At 70.4% G+C, this 22,594-nt stretch carries 18 protein-coding genes; 14 read left to right on the forward strand and 4 right to left on the reverse strand.

The window, feature by feature from the left end; genetic code table 11:
* The first annotated feature begins 18 nt into the window (after window positions 1-18).
* Window positions 19-2,760 (forward strand): nitrate- and nitrite sensing domain-containing protein, encoded by a 2,742-nt coding sequence (locus M2157_RS36070; RefSeq protein WP_280856870.1) that lies wholly within the window; start codon window positions 19-21, stop codon window positions 2,758-2,760.
* Window positions 2,761-2,868: 108 nt separating this feature from the next.
* Here the strand turns inward: M2157_RS36070 and M2157_RS36075 are convergent, their stop codons facing one another.
* Complete coding sequence (locus M2157_RS36075) at window positions 2,869-3,030, reverse strand: hypothetical protein (protein WP_280856869.1); 162 nt, start codon at window positions 3,028-3,030, stop codon at window positions 2,869-2,871.
* Between the two features lie 247 nt (window positions 3,031-3,277).
* Between M2157_RS36075 and M2157_RS36080 the strand changes: the two genes are divergently transcribed.
* The 13 genes from M2157_RS36080 to M2157_RS36140 all read left to right on the forward strand — a co-directional run bounded on the left by M2157_RS36080 (window position 3,278) and on the right by M2157_RS36140 (window position 19,105).
* Window positions 3,278-3,952 carry a response regulator transcription factor gene (locus M2157_RS36080; protein WP_280856868.1) on the forward strand — a complete coding sequence of 225 codons (675 nt, stop codon included), beginning with the start codon at window positions 3,278-3,280 and terminating at the stop codon, window positions 3,950-3,952.
* A gap of 265 nt (window positions 3,953-4,217) precedes the next feature.
* Window positions 4,218-6,272, forward strand: coding sequence for an excinuclease ABC subunit UvrC (gene uvrC, locus M2157_RS36085; protein ID WP_280867309.1), 2,055 nt, complete (start codon window positions 4,218-4,220; stop codon window positions 6,270-6,272).
* Window positions 6,269-7,228 carry an RNase adapter RapZ gene (gene rapZ, locus M2157_RS36090; RefSeq protein ID WP_280856866.1) on the forward strand — a complete coding sequence of 320 codons (960 nt, stop codon included), beginning with the start codon at window positions 6,269-6,271 and terminating at the stop codon, window positions 7,226-7,228. The genes uvrC and rapZ overlap by 4 nt, the downstream gene beginning before the upstream one ends.
* Window positions 7,225-8,292, forward strand: coding sequence for a uridine diphosphate-N-acetylglucosamine-binding protein YvcK (yvcK, locus tag M2157_RS36095; RefSeq protein ID WP_280856865.1), 1,068 nt, complete (start codon window positions 7,225-7,227; stop codon window positions 8,290-8,292). Before rapZ ends, yvcK begins: the two co-directional genes overlap by 4 nt.
* Window positions 8,283-9,269 (forward strand): DNA-binding protein WhiA, encoded by a 987-nt coding sequence (gene whiA / locus M2157_RS36100; protein WP_280856864.1) that lies wholly within the window; start codon window positions 8,283-8,285, stop codon window positions 9,267-9,269. The genes yvcK and whiA overlap by 10 nt, the downstream gene beginning before the upstream one ends.
* A 146-nt stretch (window positions 9,270-9,415) precedes the next feature.
* Window positions 9,416-12,367: a M14 family metallopeptidase gene (locus M2157_RS36105; protein WP_280867310.1), complete on the forward strand. Its 2,952-nt coding sequence runs from the start codon at window positions 9,416-9,418 to the stop codon at window positions 12,365-12,367.
* Window positions 12,368-12,580: 213 nt separating this feature from the next.
* A complete protein-coding gene (gap, locus tag M2157_RS36110) occupies window positions 12,581-13,591 on the forward strand; it encodes a type I glyceraldehyde-3-phosphate dehydrogenase (protein ID WP_057618359.1) in 1,011 nt (336 codons plus the stop codon).
* Window positions 13,592-13,713: 122 nt separating this feature from the next.
* Window positions 13,714-14,925, forward strand: a complete 1,212-nt coding sequence (locus M2157_RS36115) for a phosphoglycerate kinase (RefSeq protein ID WP_280856862.1) — start codon at window positions 13,714-13,716, stop codon at window positions 14,923-14,925.
* Window positions 14,926-14,930: 5 nt separating this feature from the next.
* Window positions 14,931-15,707, forward strand: coding sequence for a triose-phosphate isomerase (gene tpiA / locus M2157_RS36120; protein WP_280856861.1), 777 nt, complete (start codon window positions 14,931-14,933; stop codon window positions 15,705-15,707).
* Window positions 15,708-15,810: 103 nt separating this feature from the next.
* On the forward strand, window positions 15,811-16,041 hold the full coding sequence (gene secG, locus M2157_RS36125) for a preprotein translocase subunit SecG (protein ID WP_020120079.1): 231 nt from the start codon (window positions 15,811-15,813) through the stop codon (window positions 16,039-16,041).
* Window positions 16,042-16,255: 214 nt separating this feature from the next.
* Window positions 16,256-16,591, forward strand: coding sequence for an RNA polymerase-binding protein RbpA (locus M2157_RS36130; protein WP_003957010.1), 336 nt, complete (start codon window positions 16,256-16,258; stop codon window positions 16,589-16,591).
* 190 nt (window positions 16,592-16,781) lie between these two features.
* Window positions 16,782-18,437 (forward strand): glucose-6-phosphate isomerase, encoded by a 1,656-nt coding sequence (pgi, locus tag M2157_RS36135; RefSeq protein ID WP_280867311.1) that lies wholly within the window; start codon window positions 16,782-16,784, stop codon window positions 18,435-18,437.
* 167 nt (window positions 18,438-18,604) lie between these two features.
* The gene (locus M2157_RS36140) at window positions 18,605-19,105 is read left to right on the forward strand and encodes a thioredoxin domain-containing protein (RefSeq protein ID WP_348541816.1); all 501 of its coding nucleotides are present in this window, start codon (window positions 18,605-18,607) and stop codon (window positions 19,103-19,105) included.
* 38 nt (window positions 19,106-19,143) lie between these two features.
* Here the strand turns inward: M2157_RS36140 and pgl are convergent, their stop codons facing one another.
* Genes pgl through zwf form a run of 3 tightly spaced genes read right to left on the reverse strand, consistent with a single transcriptional unit; the run spans window position 19,144 to window position 22,594 of the window.
* The gene (gene pgl, locus M2157_RS36145; protein WP_280856860.1) at window positions 19,144-19,926 is read right to left on the reverse strand and encodes a 6-phosphogluconolactonase; all 783 of its coding nucleotides are present in this window, start codon (window positions 19,924-19,926) and stop codon (window positions 19,144-19,146) included.
* On the reverse strand, window positions 19,923-21,074 hold the full coding sequence (opcA, locus tag M2157_RS36150) for a glucose-6-phosphate dehydrogenase assembly protein OpcA (RefSeq protein ID WP_280856859.1): 1,152 nt from the start codon (window positions 21,072-21,074) through the stop codon (window positions 19,923-19,925). The genes pgl and opcA overlap by 4 nt, the downstream gene beginning before the upstream one ends.
* On the reverse strand, window positions 21,071-22,594 hold the full coding sequence (gene zwf, locus M2157_RS36155) for a glucose-6-phosphate dehydrogenase (RefSeq protein WP_280856858.1): 1,524 nt from the start codon (window positions 22,592-22,594) through the stop codon (window positions 21,071-21,073). The genes opcA and zwf overlap by 4 nt, the downstream gene beginning before the upstream one ends.

The raw sequence follows: 22,594 nt of genomic DNA on the forward strand, positions 1-22,594 counted from the left end.
GGCGCCTGAGGCCCTGTCATGCGCCGCTCACCGCTCAGACGAAGCTCCGGGGTCCCGCGCCGCGTCCCCCTGCTCGCCCGGCTGCGCGTCGGCCGGAAGCTGATGCTGCTGGTCCTGCTGCCGGTGACCGGGATGCTCGCTTTCACCGCCTTCAGCTCCGTGGCCCAGTGGCGTGAGGCGCGCACCCTGCGCGACTTCCACACCGGCACCGAGGTGTCGTTCGCGACGGCCGAGGTCGCCGACGCCGTCGCACGCGAGCGGCTCGCCGCCGTCAAGGCCCGGCTGCGCCCCGGCCAGAACACGCCGTCGGAGCGGACCGAGGCCGAACGCGCCACCGACCGGGCCCTGGACAGCGCCGTGACCCGCGCCGCCTCGTGGGCCGGATCCGACATCGCAGGCGACCTCGACGCCGTCGGCCGTCAACTCCACTCCCTGCGCGTCCAGATCGGCACGGGTTCGCTCACCGCCCCTGACATCGCCGAGCAGTACGGCAACGTCGAGGCCACCCTGCTCCACGACGTCACCGCGCTCGAAGCCGGCCGCCCCACCCGGGCCTCGGGCCGCGCCGCCGACGCACACATCGCGCTCCTGCGAGCCATCGAGGCCGCCGACCGGGAACAGGCGGAGGTCGCCGCACTGCTCGCAGGGCCCGCGGGACGACCCACCGGCGCCGGACGCTGGCCCGCGCTCGAGACGGCCCAGCTGGACGCCTTCCGGGAGAACACCTCGGCCGAACTGCGGACCCAGCTGTACGTCATCCAGTTCAGGGATCCCGGCCGGGCCGTCCGCAGCGTCCGCGACCTGCTGGCCACCGCCCGCCCGGAGACCGCCGCCTGGCCCTCGTACGAGCGCTGGCTCGCCGACTCCGGGGCCCGCATCGACTCGCTGCGCGGCATCCAGGACCGGGCCGCCCGCGAACTCGACGCCACGGCCGGCCACGACCGCCGCGACGCGGAGGTCCGCGTGGTGCGCGACCTCACCGCCTCGCTGGCCGTGCTCGCCCTCGTCACCTTCCTCGCGCTCGCGCTCAGCCGGTCGATCACCCGGCCCCTCGGCCAGGTCGCCGCGGGCGCCCGGGCACTGTCGTACGGCGATCTCTCGTACGACATCCGGTACGCGGGCCGCGACGAACTGGGCGAGGTCGCCGACACCTTCCGCGAACTGCGCGTGACCACCGAGCGGCTGGCCGCCGAGATCCGCGCCATGAACACGGCGATCGACCACAATCGCCTCGAACACCGTGCCGACCAGGCCTCCTTCGAGGGCACATGGAGCCAGCTGCTGGGCGGCATGAACGACACCATGGCCTCCTTCGCGGCGGCGCACGGGCGGCGTGAGGAGGCCGAGCAGGAACTGGCGAGCATCTTCAACCTCTCGTTGGACCTGCTCTGCATCAGCGGGACCGACGGCTACTTCAAGCGGGTCAACCCGGCCTTCGAGCGCCTCCTGGGCCACCCGCGCGAGACGATGCTGTCGATGCCGTTCATCGAGTTCGTGCACGAGGAGGACCGGGACACCACCCGTGCGGCCCTCGCACGGCTGGCCGACGGCGTCGAGGTGGCCGAGTTCGAGAACCGCTACCTGCGCGCGGACGGCACCGAGTGCTGGCTGCAGTGGAGCGCCCGGCCGGTCCTGGAACAGGGCCTCATCTACGCCACCGCCCGCGATGTCACCGAGAGCCGCCGCACCGCCCGGGAACAGGCCGCCCTGCGTCGCGTCGCCACCCTGGTGGCCCACGGCGACCCGCCGGCCGAGGTGTTCGCGAGGGTGGCCGAGGAGGTGGGGGACCTGCTGGACACCACGGCGGCCGTCCTGCGGCAGGAGCCCGACGGCAGCCAGACGGTCCTCGGGACCGTGCTCGGCATCCCGGAAGAACTCGAAGAGGCCACGCGCAAGGAGCGCACGGAGGCCGGGTACGAGGCGATCGACGCGGTCACCAGGACCCGGCGCGCCGCCCACGTCGGCCACGCCGTGGGCGCGCCCATCGTCGTCGACGACCGGCTGTGGGGCTTCGTCGTCGCGGCCTCTCCCCTGGAGGTGCTGCCGGTGGGCACCGAGTCGCGGCTGGCCGACTTCACCGAACTCGTCGCGACCGCCATCGCCAACGCCGACAGCCGCGACCAGCTGACGGCCTCACGCGCGCGCGTGGTGGCCGCGGCGGACGCCTCCCGGCGGCGCATCGAGCGCGATCTGCACGACGGGGTCCAGCAGCGGCTCGTCGCCCTCCAGCTGGATCTGCGGCTCGCCGAGACCCTGGTGACCGACCGGTCCTCTGAGCTGGCCGAACAGCTGGTACATGTCGGCAAGGGCCTCGACGACGCCTTCCAGGACCTGCTCCAGGTGGCCCGGGGCATCCACCCGGCCATCCTCTCCAAAGGCGGCCTGGGGCCCGCCCTGCGTTCACTGGCCCGCCGTTCCGCCGTCCCCGTCGAGCTCGACCTGAAGCTGCCCGCGGCCCGGCTGCCGGAACAACTGGAGGTGGCCGCCTACTACGTGACCTCCGAATGCCTCACCAACGCGACGAAGCACGCGCACGCGCGCGTGGTGAAGGTCTCGGCGGAGATCCGGGGCGGCGTCCTGGAACTGACCATCCGCGACGACGGCGCCGGAGGCGCCGAGCCGGGACGCGGTTCCGGGCTGATCGGTCTCATCGACCGGGTCGAGGCGATCGGCGGCAAGCTGGCCGTCAGCAGCCCGCCCGGCGAGGGCACGACCATGGACGTGCGGCTGCCCCTGGGCGGGCCCTCGCCGGACCGGTGACCGCCCGGGGCGCACGCCGGGGAGTTCGTCCAGGTGGGGGAGCCTGAACTGGGTGACGTCGCGTACGCTCCGGGCGGTCCTGTCGGACGGAGAGGCATCCGTCCGGCTCTAGAGGCGGTGGGTTCCGCCGTTCTGTGCGGTCTGCAGGCGCTTGGCACGCACGATGTCCGGGTCCCTCGGGTCCAGGGCGTCGACCGTGCCATTCGTCTCGTCCGGGTACCGACGGGCCCGGACCGGCCGCCGCTGCTTCTCGATCCGTGTCCGCCGCATGTCCCGCACCCTTCGGCCGTGCGACCTTCCGTCCCTCGCCCGGGACGGCCGGTCGGACTGCATCTGCACTGGTTCGAGAATGGCCCGGACACGTCCTGATGTCGTCACGGCAGGCCTCCAATTCCGCTTCCGGCTAGCCGGAAACCCAAGGGTGGGGCAGGCTGTTGGGGCGCGGGCAGAGGGCGGGGCCGGGGGAGCTCCGACCTTGGACGACGCACCGCACAGGCCGGGCGAGGGGGGCTGGGGCATGGACGACGCGGCGCAGCAGCCGGCACGGGGACGGGTCGTCCTCGCCGACGACGACATCCTGCTCAGGGAGGGTCTCGCCAGTCTGTGCGAGCGCGTCGGATACCAGGTCGCGGGCCAGGCCGGTGACGCGGTCCGGCTCCTGGAGCTGGTCGACGAGGAACGCCCCGAACTGGCGATCGTCGACATCAGGATGCCTCCGGACCACTCGACGGAAGGCCTCAAGGCCGCCCGCACCATCCGTGAGCGCCACCCCGACACCGGCATCCTCGTCCTGTCCGCGTTCGTCGAGGTCGAGGACGCCCTGGAGCTGCTGGCGAGCGGCCGCAAGGTCGGCTACCTCCTCAAGAGCCGGGTCACGGTCGTCGACGATTTCATCGAGGCCCTGGAGCGCATCCACCGGGGCGGTTCGGTGGTCGACCCCTCCCTGGTGCAGGAGCTGTTCTCCGCCCAGCGCCGCGACGACCCACTTGCCCAGCTCAGCGCCCGCGAGCGCGAGGTCCTCGCCCTGATGGCCGAGGGCCGCTCCAACGCCGGCATCGGCCGCCGCCTGTGGGTCACCGAGGGCACCGTCGAGAAACACGTCCGCAGCATCCTCGGCAAACTCGCCCTCACGGAGGACACCGACGACCACCGCCGGGTGCTGGCCGTGCTGACGTTCCTGGAGTCCCGCTAGGACCTGTCCGGCGGACGAAGGGAAGGGCGCCCCTGTCGTCCACGGACCCGTCACCGCGGCCGGGATCCGACTCCGGCTCCGGACAGTCGCTGGAAGGCCGCCGCCTCGGCGGGCACCGACGGCGGCCGATCCGGTGCGTGGCCGTGTGCCGCCGGAGATCACTCCGGCCGCCTCCGTCGGGCTCCGCACAGGATCCGCCGGACAGACCTGGGCCGTTGTCCACGGGCTCACCGGACTGTCAGCCCTCGCCAGTAGGGTGTGAGACATGGCCGACCCCTCCAGCTACCGCCCCAAACCAGGGGAGATCCCGGACTCTCCCGGGGTGTACAGGTTCCGCGACGAGCACCGCCGGGTGATCTACGTCGGAAAGGCGAAAAGCCTGCGCCAGCGCCTGGCGAACTACTTCCAGGACCTGGCGAGCCTGCACCCCCGCACCCGCACGATGGTGACCACGGCCGCGTCCGTGGAGTGGACGGTGGTGTCCACGGAGGTCGAGGCCCTCCAGCTGGAGTACTCCTGGATCAAGGAGTTCGACCCCCGGTTCAACGTCAAGTACCGCGACGACAAGAGCTACCCGTACCTCGCGGTGACGATGAACGAGGAATTCCCGCGCGTGCAGGTGATGCGTGGCCAGAAACGCAAGGGCGTCAGGTACTTCGGGCCCTACGGGCACGCGTGGGCGATCCGCGACACCGTCGACCTCCTCCTGCGCGTCTTCCCGGTCCGCACCTGCTCCGCCGGCGTCTTCAAGAACGCCGCCCGCACCGGCCGCCCCTGCCTCCTCGGCTACATCGGCAAGTGCTCGGCGCCCTGCGTCGACCGTGTCTCCGCCGACGAACACCGCGACCTGGCCGAGGACTTCTGCGACTTCATGGCCGGCCGCACCGGCACCTACATCCGCCGTCTCGAGCAGCAGATGACGGAGGCGGCCGAGGAGATGGAGTACGAGCGGGCGGCCCGCCTGCGCGACGACATAGGGGCCCTGAAGAAGGCCATGGAGAAGAGCGCCGTCGTGCTCGCCGACGCGACCGACGCCGACCTGATCGCGGTCGCCGAGGACGAGCTGGAGGCCGCCGTCCAGATCTTCCACGTGCGCGGCGGACGGGTCCGGGGCCAGCGCGGCTGGGTGACCGACAAGGTCGAGGAGATCACCACCGGCGCCCTCGTCGAACACGCCCTCCAGCAGCTCTACGGCGAGGAGAAGGGGGACTCGGTCCCCAAGGAGGTCCTCGTCCCGGCCCTGCCCGACCCGGTCGAGCCGGTCCAGGAGTGGCTGGCCGAGCGCCGCGGCTCGGGGGTCTCCCTGCGCATCCCGCAGCGCGGCGACAAGAAGGCCCTCATGGAGACCGTGCAGCGCAATGCCCAGCAGGCACTCGTCCTCCACAAGACCAAGCGTGCCTCCGACCTGACCACACGCTCGCGTGCCCTGGAGGAGATCGCCGAGGCCCTCGACCTGGACAGCGCGCCGCTGCGGATCGAGTGCTACGACATCTCCCACCTCCAGGGCGACGACGTGGTCGCGTCCATGGTCGTCTTCGAGGACGGACTCCAGCGCAAGAGCGAGTACCGCCGCTTCCAGATCAAGGGCTTCGCCGGACAGGATGACGTCCGGTCCATGCACGAGGTGATCTCCCGCCGGTTCCGGCGCTACCTCGCCGAGAAGGAGAAGACGGGGGAGTGGGTGGACGACCTTCCCGAGGAGGGCACCGCCGAGAACGGCCTCAAGGACGACGACGGCCGCCCCAAGAAGTTCGCCTACCCGCCCCAGCTCGTCGTCGTCGACGGCGGACAGCCCCAGGTCGCCGCCGCCAAGAAGGCCCTGGACGAGCTCGGCATCGACGACATCGCCGTCTGCGGCCTCGCCAAGCGCCTGGAGGAGGTCTGGCTGCCGGACGACGACGACCCGGTCGTGCTGCCCCGCACCAGCGAAGGCCTGTACCTTCTGCAGCGGGTCCGTGACGAGGCCCACCGCTTCGCGATCACCTACCAGCGCACCAAGCGGGCCCAGCGCTTCCGGTCGAGCCCGCTCGACGACGTCCCCGGCCTCGGGGACACGCGCAAGCAGGCCTTGCTGAAACATTTCGGGTCCTTGAAGAAACTACGATCCGCCACCATCGACCAGATCTGCGAGGTCCCCGGCATAGGCCGCAAGACGGCCGAGACGATCGCCGTGGCCCTCGCCCAGGCGGCCCCGGCCGCGCCCGCCGTCAACACGGCGACTGGAGAGATCATGGATGAGGAGGAACCCGGCACCACGGGTTCCGGTGGGGAACCCGTGACGGCGGGTGCCCCGGACGAACGACGGGGGCAGGAGACATGAATGTGAACGAGCACGAAGAACAACAGGACCAGGGCGGAGAAGACGCACAGGTGAGTACGGGCGCGCCCGCCGACGCGGCCGGAGTCCCCGAGGCGGCCATCCCCGAGCTGGTGATCATCTCCGGGATGTCCGGCGCCGGGCGCTCGACCGCCGCGAAGTGTCTGGAGGACCTCGGCTGGTTCGTCGTCGACAACCTCCCTCCCGCGCTGATCCCCACCATGGTGGAGCTCGGCGCCCGCTCCCAGGGCAATGTCGCGCGGATCGCCGTGGTCGTCGACGTCCGCGGCCGCCGCTTCTTCGACAACCTCCGCGAGTCCCTCGCCGACCTGGCGTCCAAGCACGTCACCCGGCGGATCGTCTTCCTGGAGTCCTCCGACGAGGCCCTGGTGCGCCGCTTCGAGTCCGTGCGCCGCCCGCACCCCCTCCAGGGCGACGGCCGCATCGTCGACGGCATCGACGCCGAGCGCGAGCTCCTGCGCGAGCTGCGCGGCGACGCCGACCTGGTCATCGACACCTCCAGCCTCAACGTGCACGAGCTGCGCGCGAAGATGGACGCCCAGTTCGCCGGCGAGGAGGAGCCCGAGCTCAGGGCCACCGTCATGTCCTTCGGCTTCAAGTACGGCCTCCCGGTCGACGCCGACCTGGTCGCGGACATGCGGTTCCTGCCCAACCCGCACTGGGTCCCGGAGCTGCGCCCCTTCACCGGCCTCAACGAGGAGGTGTCGGCCTACGTCTTCAACCAGCCCGGCGCCAAGGAGTTCCTCGACCGCTACGCCGAGCTGCTGCGCCTCATCGCGGCCGGCTACCGCCGCGAGGGCAAGCGGTACGTGACCATCGCCATCGGCTGCACCGGCGGCAAGCACCGCTCGGTCGCCACGTCGGAGAAGCTCGCCGCGCGCCTCGCGGCCGAGGGTGTGGAGACGGTGGTCGTACACCGGGACATGGGACGGGAATGACCGCACGTAGTCCGCGGCTGAGCAGGCTGCGCAGGGTCGTCCCCGAAGGGCGCGCCACCCGGCCCGTGGAGGCCCGGGGTGCGAGACCCCGCCGGCGCGGCGCCCAGCCCAAGGTGGTCGCGCTCGGCGGTGGCATGGGCCTGTCCGCCTCGCTCGCCGCACTGCGCCGGATCACCGGCGACCTCACCGCCGTCGTCACCGTCGCCGACGACGGCGGCTCCAGCGGGCGCCTGCGTGACGAGCTGGGCGTCCTGCCGCCCGGCGACCTGCGCAAGGCGCTGGCCGCGCTGTGCGGTGACGACGACTGGGGCCAGACCTGGGCCCGGGTCATCCAGCACCGCTTCCAGTCCAAGGGCGACCTGCACGAACACGCGGTGGGCAACCTGCTCATCGTCGCCCTGTGGGAACAGCTCGGCGACCATGTCCAGGCCCTCGACCTGGTCGGCAGACTCCTCGGCGCGCATGGGCGGGTGCTGCCCATGTCCGCCGTACCCCTGGAGCTCCAGGCCCTGGTCAAGGGGCACGACCCGGACCGGCCCGAGGACGTGGAGACCGTACGCGGACAGGCGACCGTGGCCCTGACCCCGGGCGAGGTGCAGTCGGTGCACGTCGTGCCGCACGACCCGCCCGCGGTCCCCGAGGCGGTGGAGGCGGTCCGGGACGCGGACTGGGTGGTCCTCGGACCCGGCTCGTGGTTCTCCTCGGTCATCCCGCATCTGCTGGTGCCCGAACTTCTGGACGCCCTCACCCAGACGAAGGCGCGCCGGGTACTCTCCCTGAACCTCGCACCGCAGCCGGGAGAAACCGATGGCTTCTCCCCGCAGCGTCATTTGGAGGTTTTGGGACGACACGCCCCTAAACTCGCCCTGGACGTGGTGCTGGCCGACCAGGCCGCCGTGCCCGACCGCGATTCCCTGACCGATGCCGCCAAGCGGTTCGGCGCCGCGGTCGAGCTGGCGCCGGTGGCCCGGCCCGACGGGACCCCGAGGCACGACCCGGAGCTGTTGGCCGCCGCGTACGACCGTATTTTTCGGATGCATGGAAGGATCGGCCCATGGCGATGACGGCAGCGGTGAAGGACGAGATCTCCCGGCTCCCCGTCACCCGGACCTGCTGCAGAAAGGCGGAGGTCTCCGCCATCCTGCGGTTCGCCGGCGGCCTCCACCTGGTGAGCGGGCGCATTGTGATCGAGGCGGAGCTGGACACCGCGATGGCGGCCCGCAGACTCAAGCGGGACATCCTGGAGATCTTCGGCCACAGCTCCGAACTGATCGTGATGGCACCGGGCGGACTGCGCCGCGGTTCGCGTTACGTCGTCCGGGTCGTCGCCGGCGGTGACCAGCTGGCCCGTCAGACCGGCCTGGTCGACGGCCGGGGCCGCCCGATCCGGGGGCTGCCCCCGCAGGTCGTCTCCGGTGCCACCTGTGACGCCGAGGCAGCCTGGCGCGGAGCCTTCCTGGCGCACGGCTCGCTCACCGAGCCCGGCCGCTCCTCCTCCCTGGAGGTGACCTGCCCGGGCCCCGAGGCCGCGCTCGCCCTGGTCGGCGCCGCCCGCCGCCTCTCGATCGCCGCCAAGGCCCGCGAGGTCCGCGGCGTGGACCGCGTGGTCGTCCGGGACGGTGACGCGATCGGTGCCCTGCTCACCCGGCTGGGCGCCCACGAGTCGGTGCTCGCCTGGGAGGAGCGCCGGATGCGCCGCGAGGTGCGGGCCACGGCGAACCGTCTCGCCAACTTCGACGACGCCAACCTGCGCCGCTCGGCGCGTGCGGCCGTCGCCGCCGGTGCCCGGGTCCAGCGCGCGCTGGAGATCCTCGCCGACGACGTGCCCGAGCATCTCGCCGCCGCCGGGCGGCTGCGCATGGACCACAAGCAGGCCTCCCTGGAGGAACTGGGCGCGCTCGCCGACCCGCCGCTGACCAAGGACGCCGTCGCCGGCCGTATCCGCCGCCTGCTGGCCATGGCCGACAAGCGCGCCTCCGACCTCGGCATCCCGGGCACGGAGTCCAGCATCACCGAGGAGATGGCCGACAACCTGGCCTGACCCTCACTCACCACGCCGGTGCCGACGCCCACTTGGGACGTCGGCACCGGCGTCTGCGTATTCGTGAGGCACCCTTGACTGGATCATCAACTGTCATGAGCCTGGCATCTGTTCGCTGCTGTGGCGGACCACCGCAAGGGGGGCTCATGAGACGAAGAGCGAGACCGATCCTCGCCGTTGGCGCGCTCCTGCTCGGCGGCGCGGGCATCGCGCCCGTCGCCCAGGCCGCGGAGAGCGCCAGTTCTCCTGATCCGAACGAAGTCAAGGTCTTCCGCGCCGAGGTGACCAGCGGGCAGGTACCCCTGCTGCTGGCGGCCGGGCAGGACGGCCACGAACTGAGCGAGCAGGTGCCCGCGAAGGGCACCGCGACGGTCGAGGTCTACCTCACCGACCAGCAGGCCCAGAAGCTCGAAGGGCAGGGCGTCGAGCTCACCGAGCACACCCTGACCGCCAGGGCCGAGGCCCGCGTGGACAAGGCCGCCGAGGGCGTGTTCCGGCCGTACAGCGGAAGCGGCGGCCTCCAGGAGGAGATCCTCGCGACCGCCCGGGCCAACCCCGGCCTCACCAAGGTCGTCTCCATCGGCAAGACCGTGAACGGCCAGGACATCCTCGCGCTCAAACTGACCAAGAACGCGAAGAAGTCCAAGGACGGCGCCAAACCCTCCGTCCTCTACCTGTCCAACCAGCACGCGCGCGAGTGGATCACGCCGGAGATGACCCGCCGGCTGCTCCACCACTACGTCGACAACTACAAGAGCGACAAGCGCGTCAAGAAGATCGTCGACTCCACCGAGCTGTGGTTCGTCCTGTCGGCCAACCCCGACGGCTACGACCACACCTTCCAGAGCGACGACAACCGCCTGTGGCGCAAGAACCTGCACGACAACAACGGCGACGGCACCATCGGCGTCGGCGACGGCGTCGACCTCAACCGCAACTTCTCCTACAAGTGGGGCTACGACAACGAGGGTTCGTCCCCCAACCCCACCAGTGAGACCTACCGCGGCACGGCCCCCTCCTCGGAGCCCGAGACCAAGGCGCTGGACGCCTTCGAGAAGCGGATCGGCTTCACGTACGGCATCAACTACCACTCCGCCGCAGAACTCCTCCTCTACGGCGTCGGCTGGCAGGTGGCCACCGACACGCCCGACGACATCATGTACAAGGCGCTCGCCGGCACCCCGGACAACTCCGCGATCCCCGGCTACCGTCCGCAGGTCTCCTCGGAGCTGTACACAACCAACGGCGAGGCGGACGGCCACGCGTCGAACGTCAACGGCCTGGCGATGTACACCCCCGAGATGTCGACCTGCCAGACCGCCTCGGACCTCGACCCGAACGACCAGTGGAACGCGGCGGACTGCCAGTCGGTCTTCAACTTCCCGGACGACGAGAAGCTGATCCAGCAGGAGTTCGAGAAGAACATCCCGTTCGCGCTCTCCGTCGCCGAGTCCGCGGCCAGGCCCGACCAGCCGAAGTCGTCGCTCGGTCTGAAGGCCGCCGACTTCACCCCGAAGCCGTTCACCACGTCCTACTCGCGCGGTGCGGACCAGGAGGTCTCCGTCGTCGCACGCAGGTCCGTGCGCGACAAGGAGCTCAAGTACCGCGTCAACGGCGGCCGTACGAAGGACGCGGCGCTCAAGGCCTGGAAGGGCGGCGAGACGTACGGCGGTGAGGACAACCTCTACTTCGACGAGTACCGCGCCAAGGTCGCCGACGGCGATCCGGGCGACAAGGTCGAGGTCTGGTTCACCGGCCGGACGAAGAGCGGAAAGACCGGCTCCAGCGCGCACTTCACCTACACGGTGGCCGAGCGGCCGCGCGCGGACGTGCTCGTGGTCGCAGAGGAGGGCGCGACCGCCGCACAGGCGCAGACCTACGTGGACGCCCTCACGGCGGCCGGCCGCAGGGCGATCGTCTGGAACGTCGCCACGCAGGGCGCGCCCGACGCGCTCGGCGTGCTGGACCACTTCAAGACCGTCGTCCACTACACGGGCGCGACCGTCCCGGGCAACCCCACCCAGCTCCAGCTGCGCGCCTTCCTGAACGAGGGCGGCAAGCTGATCGAGGCGGGCGAGCGGGCCGGCGGCAACGTCGACCTGGGCGGCGGCACCCTGTCGAACGACTTCAGCCAGTACTACCTGGGCGCCTACACCCGTACGACCCTGCCGGGCGCCACGGCCTTCCAGGGCACCGGCAGACTCGCCGGAGCCGGCGCGAGCCTAGGGGCCGCCCCCGGCAACCCGCTGGACGCGGCCGGATCCTTCAGCGTCACCTCGGACAACCTGCCCGTGGCGACCTTCCCGCAGTTCGCGAGCGCGGGAGCCGGCACCTACCCCGGCACGCCCAACCCGTACGGACCGTACGAGGGCACCTCCATGGCGGCCGTCACGCACAGCGACTACGCCTGGAACCGCCTCACCCGCACCGTCGACCTCACCCAGGTGACCGCCGCGCAGGCGCCCACGCTGCGCACCCGGATGCTGTGGGACACCGAGGAGGGCTACGACCACGCCGTCCTGGAGGCGCACACCGCCGGGGCGGACGACTGGACCACGCTCCCCGAGAAGGGCGGCGCCACCGGCACCGCCGTGCCCGAGGAGTGCGGTGCCGGGTACTTCATCGCGGCCCACCCCGCTCTGAAGCGGTATCTGACCCTGGGCGCCGACGGCTGCACGGCCTCCGGCACCAGCGGTCAGTGGAACAGCCTCACCGGGGCCTCGGCCGGCTGGCAGGAGGTCTCCTTCGACCTCTCCGCGTACGCGGGCAAGAAGGTCGAGGTGTCCTTCAGCTACATCACCGACCCCGGGTCCGGCGGTCGCGGCGTCCTCGTCGACAACACCTCCGTCGTCGTCGGCGGCCAGGCCGTCGAGACAGAGGGCTTCGAGACCTCGCTCGGCGCGTGGAGCGTGCCCGGGCCGCCCGCGGGCAGCCCCGCGGTCGTGAAGGACTGGGGGCGCGCCGGAGAGCTGTTCAAGACCTACGGAGCGGTCACCACGGACGACACCGTGCTGCTGGGCTTCGGCCTGGAGCACGTCACCGCGGCGGCCGACCGCAAGGCCGTTCTCGCCAAGGCGCTCGCGGCCATCGGCGGGTGAACCCGGCGTGACTCGACGTAGTCATTTCGGGTGACCGGAGATCTCGGTCCGGGGCGGTCCGTACCCCTACTGGCTGGTACGGACCGCCCTGCCGTGTATGGGGCATCTCGATGTCACCCCGCCGGGCTCAGGGAGGTAGGGTCGGGGGTGGTCGGGGACATCCCATACAGCTCGCCGGTCTCACAACCGGCGTACCAACGAGGAGATCGGTTCGTGACGATCCGCGTAGGCATCAACGGCTTTGGCCGCATCGGTCGTAACTACTTCCGCGCGCTGCTGGAGCAGGGTGCTGACATCGAGATCGTGGCTGTCAACGACCTGGGTGACACCGCGACCACCGCGCACCTGCTGAAGTACGACACCATCCTGGGCCGCCTCAAGGCCGAGGTGTCGCACACCGCCGACACGATCACCGTCGACGGTCACACCATCAAGGTGCTGTCCGAGCGCAACCCGGCCGACATCCCGTGGGGCGAGCTGGGCGTCGACATCGTCGTCGAGTCGACCGGCATCTTCACGAAGAAGGCCGACGCCGAGAAGCACATCGCGGGCGGCGCCAAGAAGGTCCTCATCTCGGCTCCGGCCAAGGACGAGGACATCACCATCGTGATGGGCGTCAACCAGGACAAGTACGACGCGGCCAACCACCACGTCATCTCCAACGCCTCCTGCACCACCAACTGTGTGGCGCCGATGGCCAAGGTTCTGGACGAGAACTTCGGCATCGTCAAGGGTCTGATGACGACGGTCCACGCGTACACCAACGACCAGCGCATCCTGGACTTCCCGCACTCGGACCTGCGTCGCGCCCGCGCCGCCGCCGAGAACATCATCCCGACCACCACGGGCGCCGCCAAGGCCACCGCGCTGGTCCTCCCGCAGCTCAAGGGCAAGCTGGACGGCATTGCGATGCGCGTCCCGGTCCCCACCGGCTCGGCCACCGACCTGGTCGTGACGCTGCAGCGCGAGGTCACCAAGGACGAGGTCAACGCCGCGTTCAAGAAGGCCTCCGAGGACGGCGACCTCAAGGGCTACCTGTCGTACACCGAGGACCCGATCGTCTCCTCGGACATCGTCAGCGACCCGGCCTCCTGCACCTTCGACTCCTCCCTGACCATGGTCCAGGAGGGCAACTCGGTGAAGATCCTCGGCTGGTACGACAACGAGTGGGGCTACTCCAACCGCCTCGTCGACCTCACGGTCTTCGTCGGCAACCAGCTCTGATCGACCGATCAGACACCTAGGTGTGTGAGCAGGGCTCGGGCAGCGTGAGGACGCGTTGCCCGAGCCCTCACTCACGTGATCAGCTCTCATACGATCCAGAGCCCTCCTCAGGAGTCCCCTTCATGAAGACGATCGACGAACTCCTCGCCGAAGGCGTGGCCGGCAAGCGGGTCTTCGTCCGCGCCGACCTCAACGTGCCGCTGTCCGGCACCACCATCACCGACGACGGCCGTATCCGAGCCGTTCTGCCGACCGTGAAGGCCCTTGCCGACGCGGGCGCCCGCGTGGTCGTCGCCTCGCACCTGGGCCGCCCCAAGGGCGCCCCGGACCCGGCCTTCTCCCTCGCACCGGCGGCCGCCCGCCTCGGTGAACTCCTGGACGCCCCCGTGGAGTTCGCGACCGACACGGTGGGCGAGTCGGCCACCGCCACGGTCGCGGGCCTCGCCGACGGCCAGGTAGCGGTCGTCGAGAACCTCCGCTTCAACGCCGGCGAGACCTCCAAGGACGACGCCGAGCGCGGCGCCTTCGCGGACCAGCTCGCCGCCCTCGCCGACGTCTACGTCGGCGACGGCTTCGGCGCGGTCCACCGCAAGCACGCCTCGGTGTTCGACCTCCCGGCCCGGCTGCCGCACTACGCGGGCCACCTCATCGCCACCGAGGTCGGCGTCCTGAAGAAGCTCACCGACGACGTCCAGCGCCCCTACGTGGTCGTGCTCGGCGGCGCCAAGGTCTCCGACAAACTCGCCGTCATCGACCAGCTGCTCGGCAAGGCCGACCGCATCCTCATCGGCGGGGGCATGGCCTTCACCTTCCTCAAGGCCAAGGGCCACGAGGTAGGCGCGTCCCTCCTCCAGGAGGACCAGATCCCGGCGGTTCTGGAGTACATCGAGCGCGCCGAGAAGACCGGCGTCGAGCTGGTCCTGCCGGTCGACGCGGTGGTCGCCCCCGCGTTCCCGGACCTGAAGACCAAGGCCCCGGCCGACTCCACCACCGTCGCCGCCGACGCGATCCCCGCCGACCGGATGGGCCTGGACATCGGCCCGGCGTCCGGCAAGCTGTACGCCTCGAAGATCACCGACGCCGCCACCGTCTTCTGGAACGGCCCCATGGGCGTCTTCGAACACCCCGAATTCGCCGAGGGCACCAAGGCGGTCGCCCAGGCTCTCCTCGACTCCCCGGCCTTCACGGTGGTCGGCGGTGGCGACTCCGCCGCGGCCGTCCGCACCCTGGGCTTCGACGAGAACGCATTCGGCCACATCTCGACCGGTGGCGGCGCCTCCCTCGAATACCTCGAGGGCAAGACGCTCCCCGGCCTCGCCGCACTGGAGGACTGACCTACATGAGCACGCGCACGCCGATCATGGCGGGCAACTGGAAGATGAACCTCAACCACCTCGAGGCCATCGCCCACGTCCAGAAGCTCGCCTTCGCCCTCGCGGACAAGGACTACGAGGCCGTCGAGGTCGCCGTCCTGCCGCCCTTCACCGACCTGCGCTCCGTGCAGACCCTGGTCGACGGCGACAAGCTCAAGATCAAGTACGGCGCCCAGGACCTCTCGGCGCACGACTCGGGCGCCTACACCGGCGAGATCTCCGGCTCGATGCTGGCCAAGCTGAAGTGCACGTATGTGGCGATCGGCCACTCCGAGCGCCGTCAGTACCACGCGGAGACCGACGAGATCGTCAACGCCAAGGTCAAGGCCGCCTACAAGCACGGTCTCACGCCGATCCTGTGCGTCGGCGAGGAGCTGGACGTCCGCGAGGCGGGCAACCACGTCTCCCACACCCTCGCCCAGGTCGAGGGCGGCCTCAAGGACCTCCCGGCCGAGCAGGCCGAGTCGGTCGTCATCGCCTACGAGCCGGTCTGGGCCATCGGCACCGGCAAGGTCTGCGGAGCGGAGGACGCCCAGGAGGTCTGCGCCGCCATCCGCGGCAAGATCGCCGAGCTGTACTCGCAGGAGCTGGCCGACCAGGTCCGCATCCAGTACGGCGGCTCCGTCAAGGCCGGCAACGTCGCCGAGATCATGGCGCAGGCCGACATCGACGGGGCGCTCGTGGGCGGTGCGTCACTCGATGCCGAGGAGTTCGTCAAGATCGTGCGCTTCCGGGATCAGTGAGTAGGACCTGGCGAGGATCCGTCGTACCCTTGCGGGGGCATGGCCCTGAAGGCCGTGCCCCCGTTGTTCATCCGAATCCGAGAGAGTTGGTCCAGCCGTGGTTATGGGGTTCTCGATCGCCCTGATCGTCTTCAGCGGCCTGATGATGCTGCTGGTGCTCATGCACAAGGGCAAGGGCGGCGGCCTCTCCGACATGTTCGGTGGCGGTATGCAGTCCTCCGTCGGCGGCTCTTCGGTCGCCGAGCGCAACCTCGACCGGATCACCATCGTGGTCGGTCTGCTGTGGTTCGCGTGCATCATCGTGCTCGGTCTCCTCATGAAGACGAACAGCTGAGCGGCGACGCCACACACAGCACGTACATTCCGCACGTAAGGCCCCATGTTCGGTACGCGCAGCTGAGCGCGGCCTATCATGGGGCTTGCGTCTAGGTGTGGGGGCTGTAACTCCAATCACTGGACGCGCGTTGGGCCTTACGTAGACTGAGGCGCTCGCAACGAAGCGACACGCCGACTCGCTTCGCGGCACCATCACGCAGGGAGTTACGACCGTGGCAAGTGGCAACGCGATCCGAGGTAGCCGGGTCGGGGCGGGGCCGATGGGCGAAGCCGAGCGGGGCGAGTCCGCGCCCCGTCTGCGCATCTCCTTCTGGTGCTCCAACGGGCACGAGACGCAGCCCAGCTTCGCCAGCGACGCGCAGGTCCCCGATACCTGGGACTGCCCGCGCTGCGGCTTTCCCGCCGGACAGGACCGGGACAACCCGCCGGACCCGCCGCGCACCGAGCCGTACAAGACGCATCTCGCGTACGTACGGGAGCGGCGCAGCGACGCCGACGGCGAGGCGATCCTCGCCGAGGCGCTCGCCAAACTGAGGGGCGAGATCTAGAGACGACAACCGGCCGGCCGCCGAGAGGTGCCTGGCCGGAGCAGTTTCACGGCTGCCGACCCCGCTGATTGTCATCCGGGGGCGGCGGCTTCGGACGGCTGTGGTATCGCAGCACTTCACCTTCGTACCCCACGCTGATCAACTAGGTTGGAACAGCTGGCACAGGCACGAAAGAAGGCTGAAGTCGGACATGAACGCAGACGGCCGTACCAGGCTCAACCGGACGCCCGAGTGGACCGCGCTGGCCGAACACCGCGAAGAGCTCGGCGAGGTGCAGCTGAGGGAGCTGTTCGCCGCCGATGCCGGACGCGGCACCGGGTACACACTGCGGGTCGGTGACCTGTACGTCGACTACTCCAAGCACCTCGTCACCGACGAGACACTGCGGCTGCTGCGCGAACTCGCCGCCGCGACCGACGTCTTCGGCCTGCGGGACGCCATGTTCCGCGGCGAGAAGATCAACACGACCGAGAACCGGGCCGTGCTGCACACCGCGCTGCGCGCCCCGCGGGACGCCGTGATCGAGGTCGACGGGGAGAACGTCGTACCGGGCGTGCACGCCGTGCTCGACAAGATGAGCGACTTCGCGAACCGGGTCCGCTCCGGCGAGTGGACCGGCCACACCGGCAGCCGCATCAAGAACGTCGTCAACATCGGCATCGGCGGCTCCGACCTGGGCCCCGCGATGGCCTACGAGGTGCTGCGCGGCTTCACCGACCGCGACCTCACCGTCCGCTTCGTGTCGAACGTCGACGGCGCCGACCTGCACGAGGCCACCCGCGACCTGGACGCGGCCGAGACGCTGTTCGTCATCGCCTCGAAGACCTTCACCACCATCGAGACGATCACCAACGCCACCTCGGCGCGCGCGTGGCTGCTCGATGAGCTGAAGGCGGATCAGGAGGCGGTCGCCCGGCACTTCGTGGCGCTGTCGACGAACGCCGAGAAGGTGTCGGACTTCGGCATCGACACGGCCAACATGTTCGAGTTCTGGGACTGGGTCGGCGGCCGCTACTCCTACGACTCGGCGATCGGTCTGTCGCTGATGATCGCCATCGGACCCGACCGCTTCCGCGAGATGCTCGACGGCTTCCACCTCGTCGACGAACACTTCCGCACCGCCCCGGCCGAGTCCAACGTCCCTTTGCTCCTTGGCCTGTTGGGCATCTGGTACGGCAACTTCCACGACGCCCAGTCGCATGCCGTGCTGCCGTACTCCCACTACCTGTCGAAGTTCACCGCGTATCTCCAGCAGCTGGACATGGAGTCCAACGGCAAGTCGGTGGACCGTGACGGCAACCCCGTGGAGTGGCAGACCGGCCCTGTGGTGTGGGGCACGCCGGGCACCAACGGGCAGCACGCCTACTACCAGCTCATCCATCAGGGCACGAAGGTGATCCCGGCGGACTTCATCGGCTTCGCCCGGCCGGTCGCCGAGCTGTCCGACGCCCTCAGGGCGCAGCACGACCTGCTGATGGCGAACTTCTTCGCCCAGACCCAGGCGCTGGCCTTCGGCAAGACTCCGGACGAGGTGCGTGCGGAGGGGGTGGCCGAGGAGCTGGTCCCGCACAAGACGTTCAAGGGCAACCACCCGACGACGACGATCCTGGCCCCCGAGCTGACCCCGTCGGTCCTCGGCCAGCTCATCGCGCTCTACGAACACAAGGTGTTCGTCCAGGGCGCGATCTGGCACATCGACTCCTTCGACCAGTGGGGCGTCGAGCTCGGCAAGGTCCTCGCCAAGCGCGTCGAGCCCGCGCTCACCGAGGGGGCCCAGGTGCCGGGCCTGGACGCGTCCACGAAGGCCCTGGTGGCGACGTACCGGGAGCTGCGCCGGCGACAGTGAGCACCCCGGCCAGAACTGCTGGGCGTTTTCTGTGCCCATGACCTTGGGCGGGTCGCCGTGGCACTCACGGCGGCCCTTCTGGGAGCGGCGCTGGCGGGGTGCGGTCAGCGGGCCGGTTCTCAGGAAGGCAGTCCACCGGCGCCGGCCCGGAGCTGAGGGACGCGACCGTGCGGGGCGAGGCGAAGACCGAGTACACCCTGGCGTCCTTCCTGGACGACAAGGTCGGCGGCAGCGGCTCGAAGAAGGCGGTCAACGCACTGCGGGCGGCACTGGCGGAGGGCAGGTTCGCGGAGTACCACCAGGTGCTCCACCGCCACCAGCCCGAGGAGGCCGAGGACGGCTTCACCGACGACCGTCTGCTCGAACTCGCCGAGCGGGTCGACGGTTTGCGGGGCCCGGCCTTCGACTCGGCGGTGCAGGACATGAAGTACCAGGCCTTCGTGGAGGCGTCCGAGAAGGCCTATGAGAGCGCCGGTGGCAGCGCGGAGCCCAAAGGCCCGGGCACACCGACCGCGGTGATCAACCAGGTACGCATCCCGGCCGACTACAGCGGCGTGCTCTTCGACGCGCCGTTGTTCTCCCAGCTGCTCCGGGAGATCCGCGTGGCACCGGAGGAGTGGCAGGAGTACGTCTTCCCCGATGTCGCAGCGACGCCGGGCCCCTTCTGAGAGGGACCCGGCGTCGACCGCCGTACGCAAGGCGGTTGTTACGACGAGGCCGGCGGATACAACGACCTCGGCAGCTGGGAGGCCGCCGCCGAGTCCAGCAGCCACAGGGTGCGGGCCCGGCCGCGGGCACCGGCCGCCGGCGCCTGGATCTCACCCGCGCCGGACAGGGCGATCGCCGCGGCCTGCGCCTTGTCCTCGCCGGCCGCCAGGAGCCAGACCTCACGGGCCGCGCGGATGGCGGGCAGCGTGAGGGTGACCCGCGTCGGCGGTGGCTTCGGGGCGCCGTGGACGCCGACGACCGTGCGCTCGGTCTCCCGCACCGCGGGGAGCTCCGGGAACAGGGAGGCCACATGGGTGTCCGGGCCCACGCCCAGCATCAGGACGTCGAAGGTCGGGACCGCGCCATGGTTCTCGGGACCGGCCGCACGGGCCAGCTCCTCGGCGTAGGCCGCCGCCGCGGCCTCGACGTCGTGCCCGTGGGGACCGTCCGACGCGGGCATGGCATGCACACGCTTCGGGTCCAGTGGTACGGCGTCCAGCAGGGCCTCGCGGGCCTGCGTGTCATTGCGCTCCGGGTCGCCCTCGGGCAGGAAGCGCTCGTCGCCCCACCACAGGTCCAGCCGGCTCCAGTCGACGGCGTCCCGGGCGGGCGCCGCGGCCAGCGCGGCGAGCAGGCCGTTGCCGTTGCGGCCGCCCGTGAGGACCACCGACGCCGAGCCCCGGGAGGCCTGAGCGTCCACGATCTTCGTGATCAGACGGGCCGCGGCGGCCTGGGCCATCAGCTCCTTGTCGTGGTGCACGACCAGCTGCGGGGTGCTCACTTCGCCGCCTTCCCGGACAGGCCGGAAGGGACCGGCTTCAGCGATGCCGACGGCGCCGCTTCCTGCCCGGAAGCTTTCGCAGGGCCCTCGACAGGGGCTTTGACGGCGACTTCCGCGGAGGCTCCGGCTGCGGCCGACTCCGCGGAGACGGAATCTCCGGAGCCGGATTCGCCGGCGACGGAGCCGGGTTCTCCTTTGGGAGCCGGTTCCGGAAAGGGCGCCGACGGGTTCAGCCGCTCCACCCCGAACCGCAGCGCGGAGGCGTACGTGTCGTCCGGGTCCAGCCGGCGCAGCTCCTCCGCGATCAGCTCGGCGGTGTCCCGGCGCTTGAGCGCCACCGCCCGGTCCGGCTGGCCCTGGATGGAGAGCGTGGCGAGCGAGCCGTCCGCGCGGTCCAGGACGATCGGACCGCTGTCCGTGTGCAGGCGTACGGCCGTGAGACCCGGACCGCCGGACAGCGACCGCTTCACCGGCACGTCCAGCCGGTCCGCCAGCCACATCGCCAGCAGCTCGCAGCTCGGGTTGAACTCCTCGCCCTCCACCTCGACGGCGTCCACCTCGCAGGTGACCTGGTCGAGCGCGGCGGCCAGCATCGAGCGCCACGGCGTGATCCGGGTCCAGGAGAGGTCGGTGTCGCCCGGGGTGTAGGTGTCGGCGCGCGCCGTCAGCTCGCGCACCGGCTGCTCGGAGGAGTAGGTGTCGGTGACCCGCCGCTGGGCGAGCGCCCCGAGCGGGTCCCCGGCCGGGTCGAGCGGTGCGTCCACCGGCCACCAGACGACGACCGGCGCGTCCGGCAGCAGCAGCGGAAGGACGACCGACTGGGCGTGGTCGACGACTTCGCCGTACAGCCGCAGCACCACCGTCTCACCGGTGCCGGCGTCGGCGCCCACCCGTACCTCGGCGTCGAGGCGGGACTGGGTGCGGTCACGAGGACTCCTCGACACCCGCTTGATGACCACCAGCGTGCGCGAGGGGTGCTCGCGGGACGCGTCGTTGGCGGCCTTGAGAGCGTCGTAGGCGTTCTCCTCGTCCGTGACGATGACCAGCGTGAGCACCATGCCGACGGCCGGTGTGCCGATGGCCCGGCGGCCCTTGACCAGCGCCTTGTTGATCTTGCTGGCGGTGGTGTCCGTGAGGTCTGTCTTCATGGCCGGCGCCAGCTCCGTCCCTCTCGTGCGAGCATTTCGTCCGCCTCGACCGGGCCCCAGGTACCGGAGGGGTACTGGGCGGGCTTGCCGTGCGTGTCCCAGTACTCCTCGATCGGGTCGAGGATCTTCCAGGACAGCTCGACCTCCTCCGTGCGGGGGAAGAGGTTCGAGTCGCCGAGCAGCACGTCGAGGATCAGGCGCTCGTACGCCTCGGGAGAGGACTCCGTGAACGACTCGCCGTAGGCGAAGTCCATGGACACGTCCCGGATCTCCATCGAGGTGCCCGGCACCTTGGAGCCGAAGCGGACGGTGACGCCCTCGTCGGGCTGGACGCGGATGACGATCGCGTTGGAGCCGAGCTCCTCGGTGGCCGTCGTGTCGAAGGGGGAGTGCGGCGCGCGCTGGAAGACCACCGCGATCTCGGTGACCCGGCGGCCCAGGCGCTTGCCGGTGCGCAGGTAGAAGGGGACGCCCGCCCAGCGGCGGTTGTCGATCTCCACCTTGATGGCCGCGTACGTGTCGGTCTTGGACTGGGGGTCGATGCCGTCCTCTTGGAGGTAGCCGACCGCCTTCTCGCCGCCCTGCCAGCCCGCCGCGTACTGACCGCGCACGGCGTTCCGGCCCAGGTCCTTCGGCAGCTTCACCGCGCCGAGCACCTTGGTCTTCTCGGCGGCCAGCGCGTCCGCGTCGAAGGAGGCCGGTTCCTCCATGGCCGTGAGGGCCATGAGCTGGAGCAGGTGGTTCTGGATGACGTCACGGGCGGCGCCGATGCCGTCGTAATAGCCGGCCCGGCCGCCGATGCCGATGTCCTCGGCCATCGTGATCTGCACGTGGTCCACGAAGGACCGGTTCCAGATCGGCTCGAACATCGTGTTGGCGAAGCGCAGCGCCAGGATGTTCTGGACGGTCTCCTTGCCCAGGTAGTGGTCGATGCGGAAGACCTGGTCCGGGGCGAAGACCTCCTCGACGGTCGCGTTGAGCTCCTCGGCCGACTTGAGGTTGTGGCCGAAGGGCTTCTCGATGACCGCGCGCCGCCAGGAGCCGCTCGACTGGTCGGCCAGCCGGTGCTTCTTCAGCTGCTGGATGACCACGGGGAAGGCCGACGGCGGCACGGACAGATAGAAGGCGAAGTTGCCGCCGGTGCCCTGTGCCTTGTCGAGTTCGTCGATGGTGTCGCGCAGCCGCTCGAACGAGTCGTCGTCGTCGAAGGTGCCCTGGACGAAGCGCATCCCCTGGATGAGCTGCTGCCAGACCTCCTCGCGGAACGGCGTCCTGGCGTGCTCCTTGACGGCGTCGTGGACGACTTCCGCGAAGTCCTCGTTCTCCCAGTCCCGCCGGGCGAAGCCGACCAGCGAGAAGCCCGGTGGCAGCAGACCCCGGTTCGCGAGGTCGTACACGGCGGGCATGAGCTTCTTTCGTGACAAATCGCCCGTGACGCCGAAGATGACCAGGCCCGACGGCCCCGCGATACGCGGGAGCCGTCGGTCGGCGGGGTCACGCAGCGGGTTGCTGCTCGACAA

The sequence above is a fragment of the Streptomyces sp. SAI-127 genome (assembly GCF_029894425.1).
GTDB lineage: Bacteria > Actinomycetota > Actinomycetes > Streptomycetales > Streptomycetaceae > Streptomyces.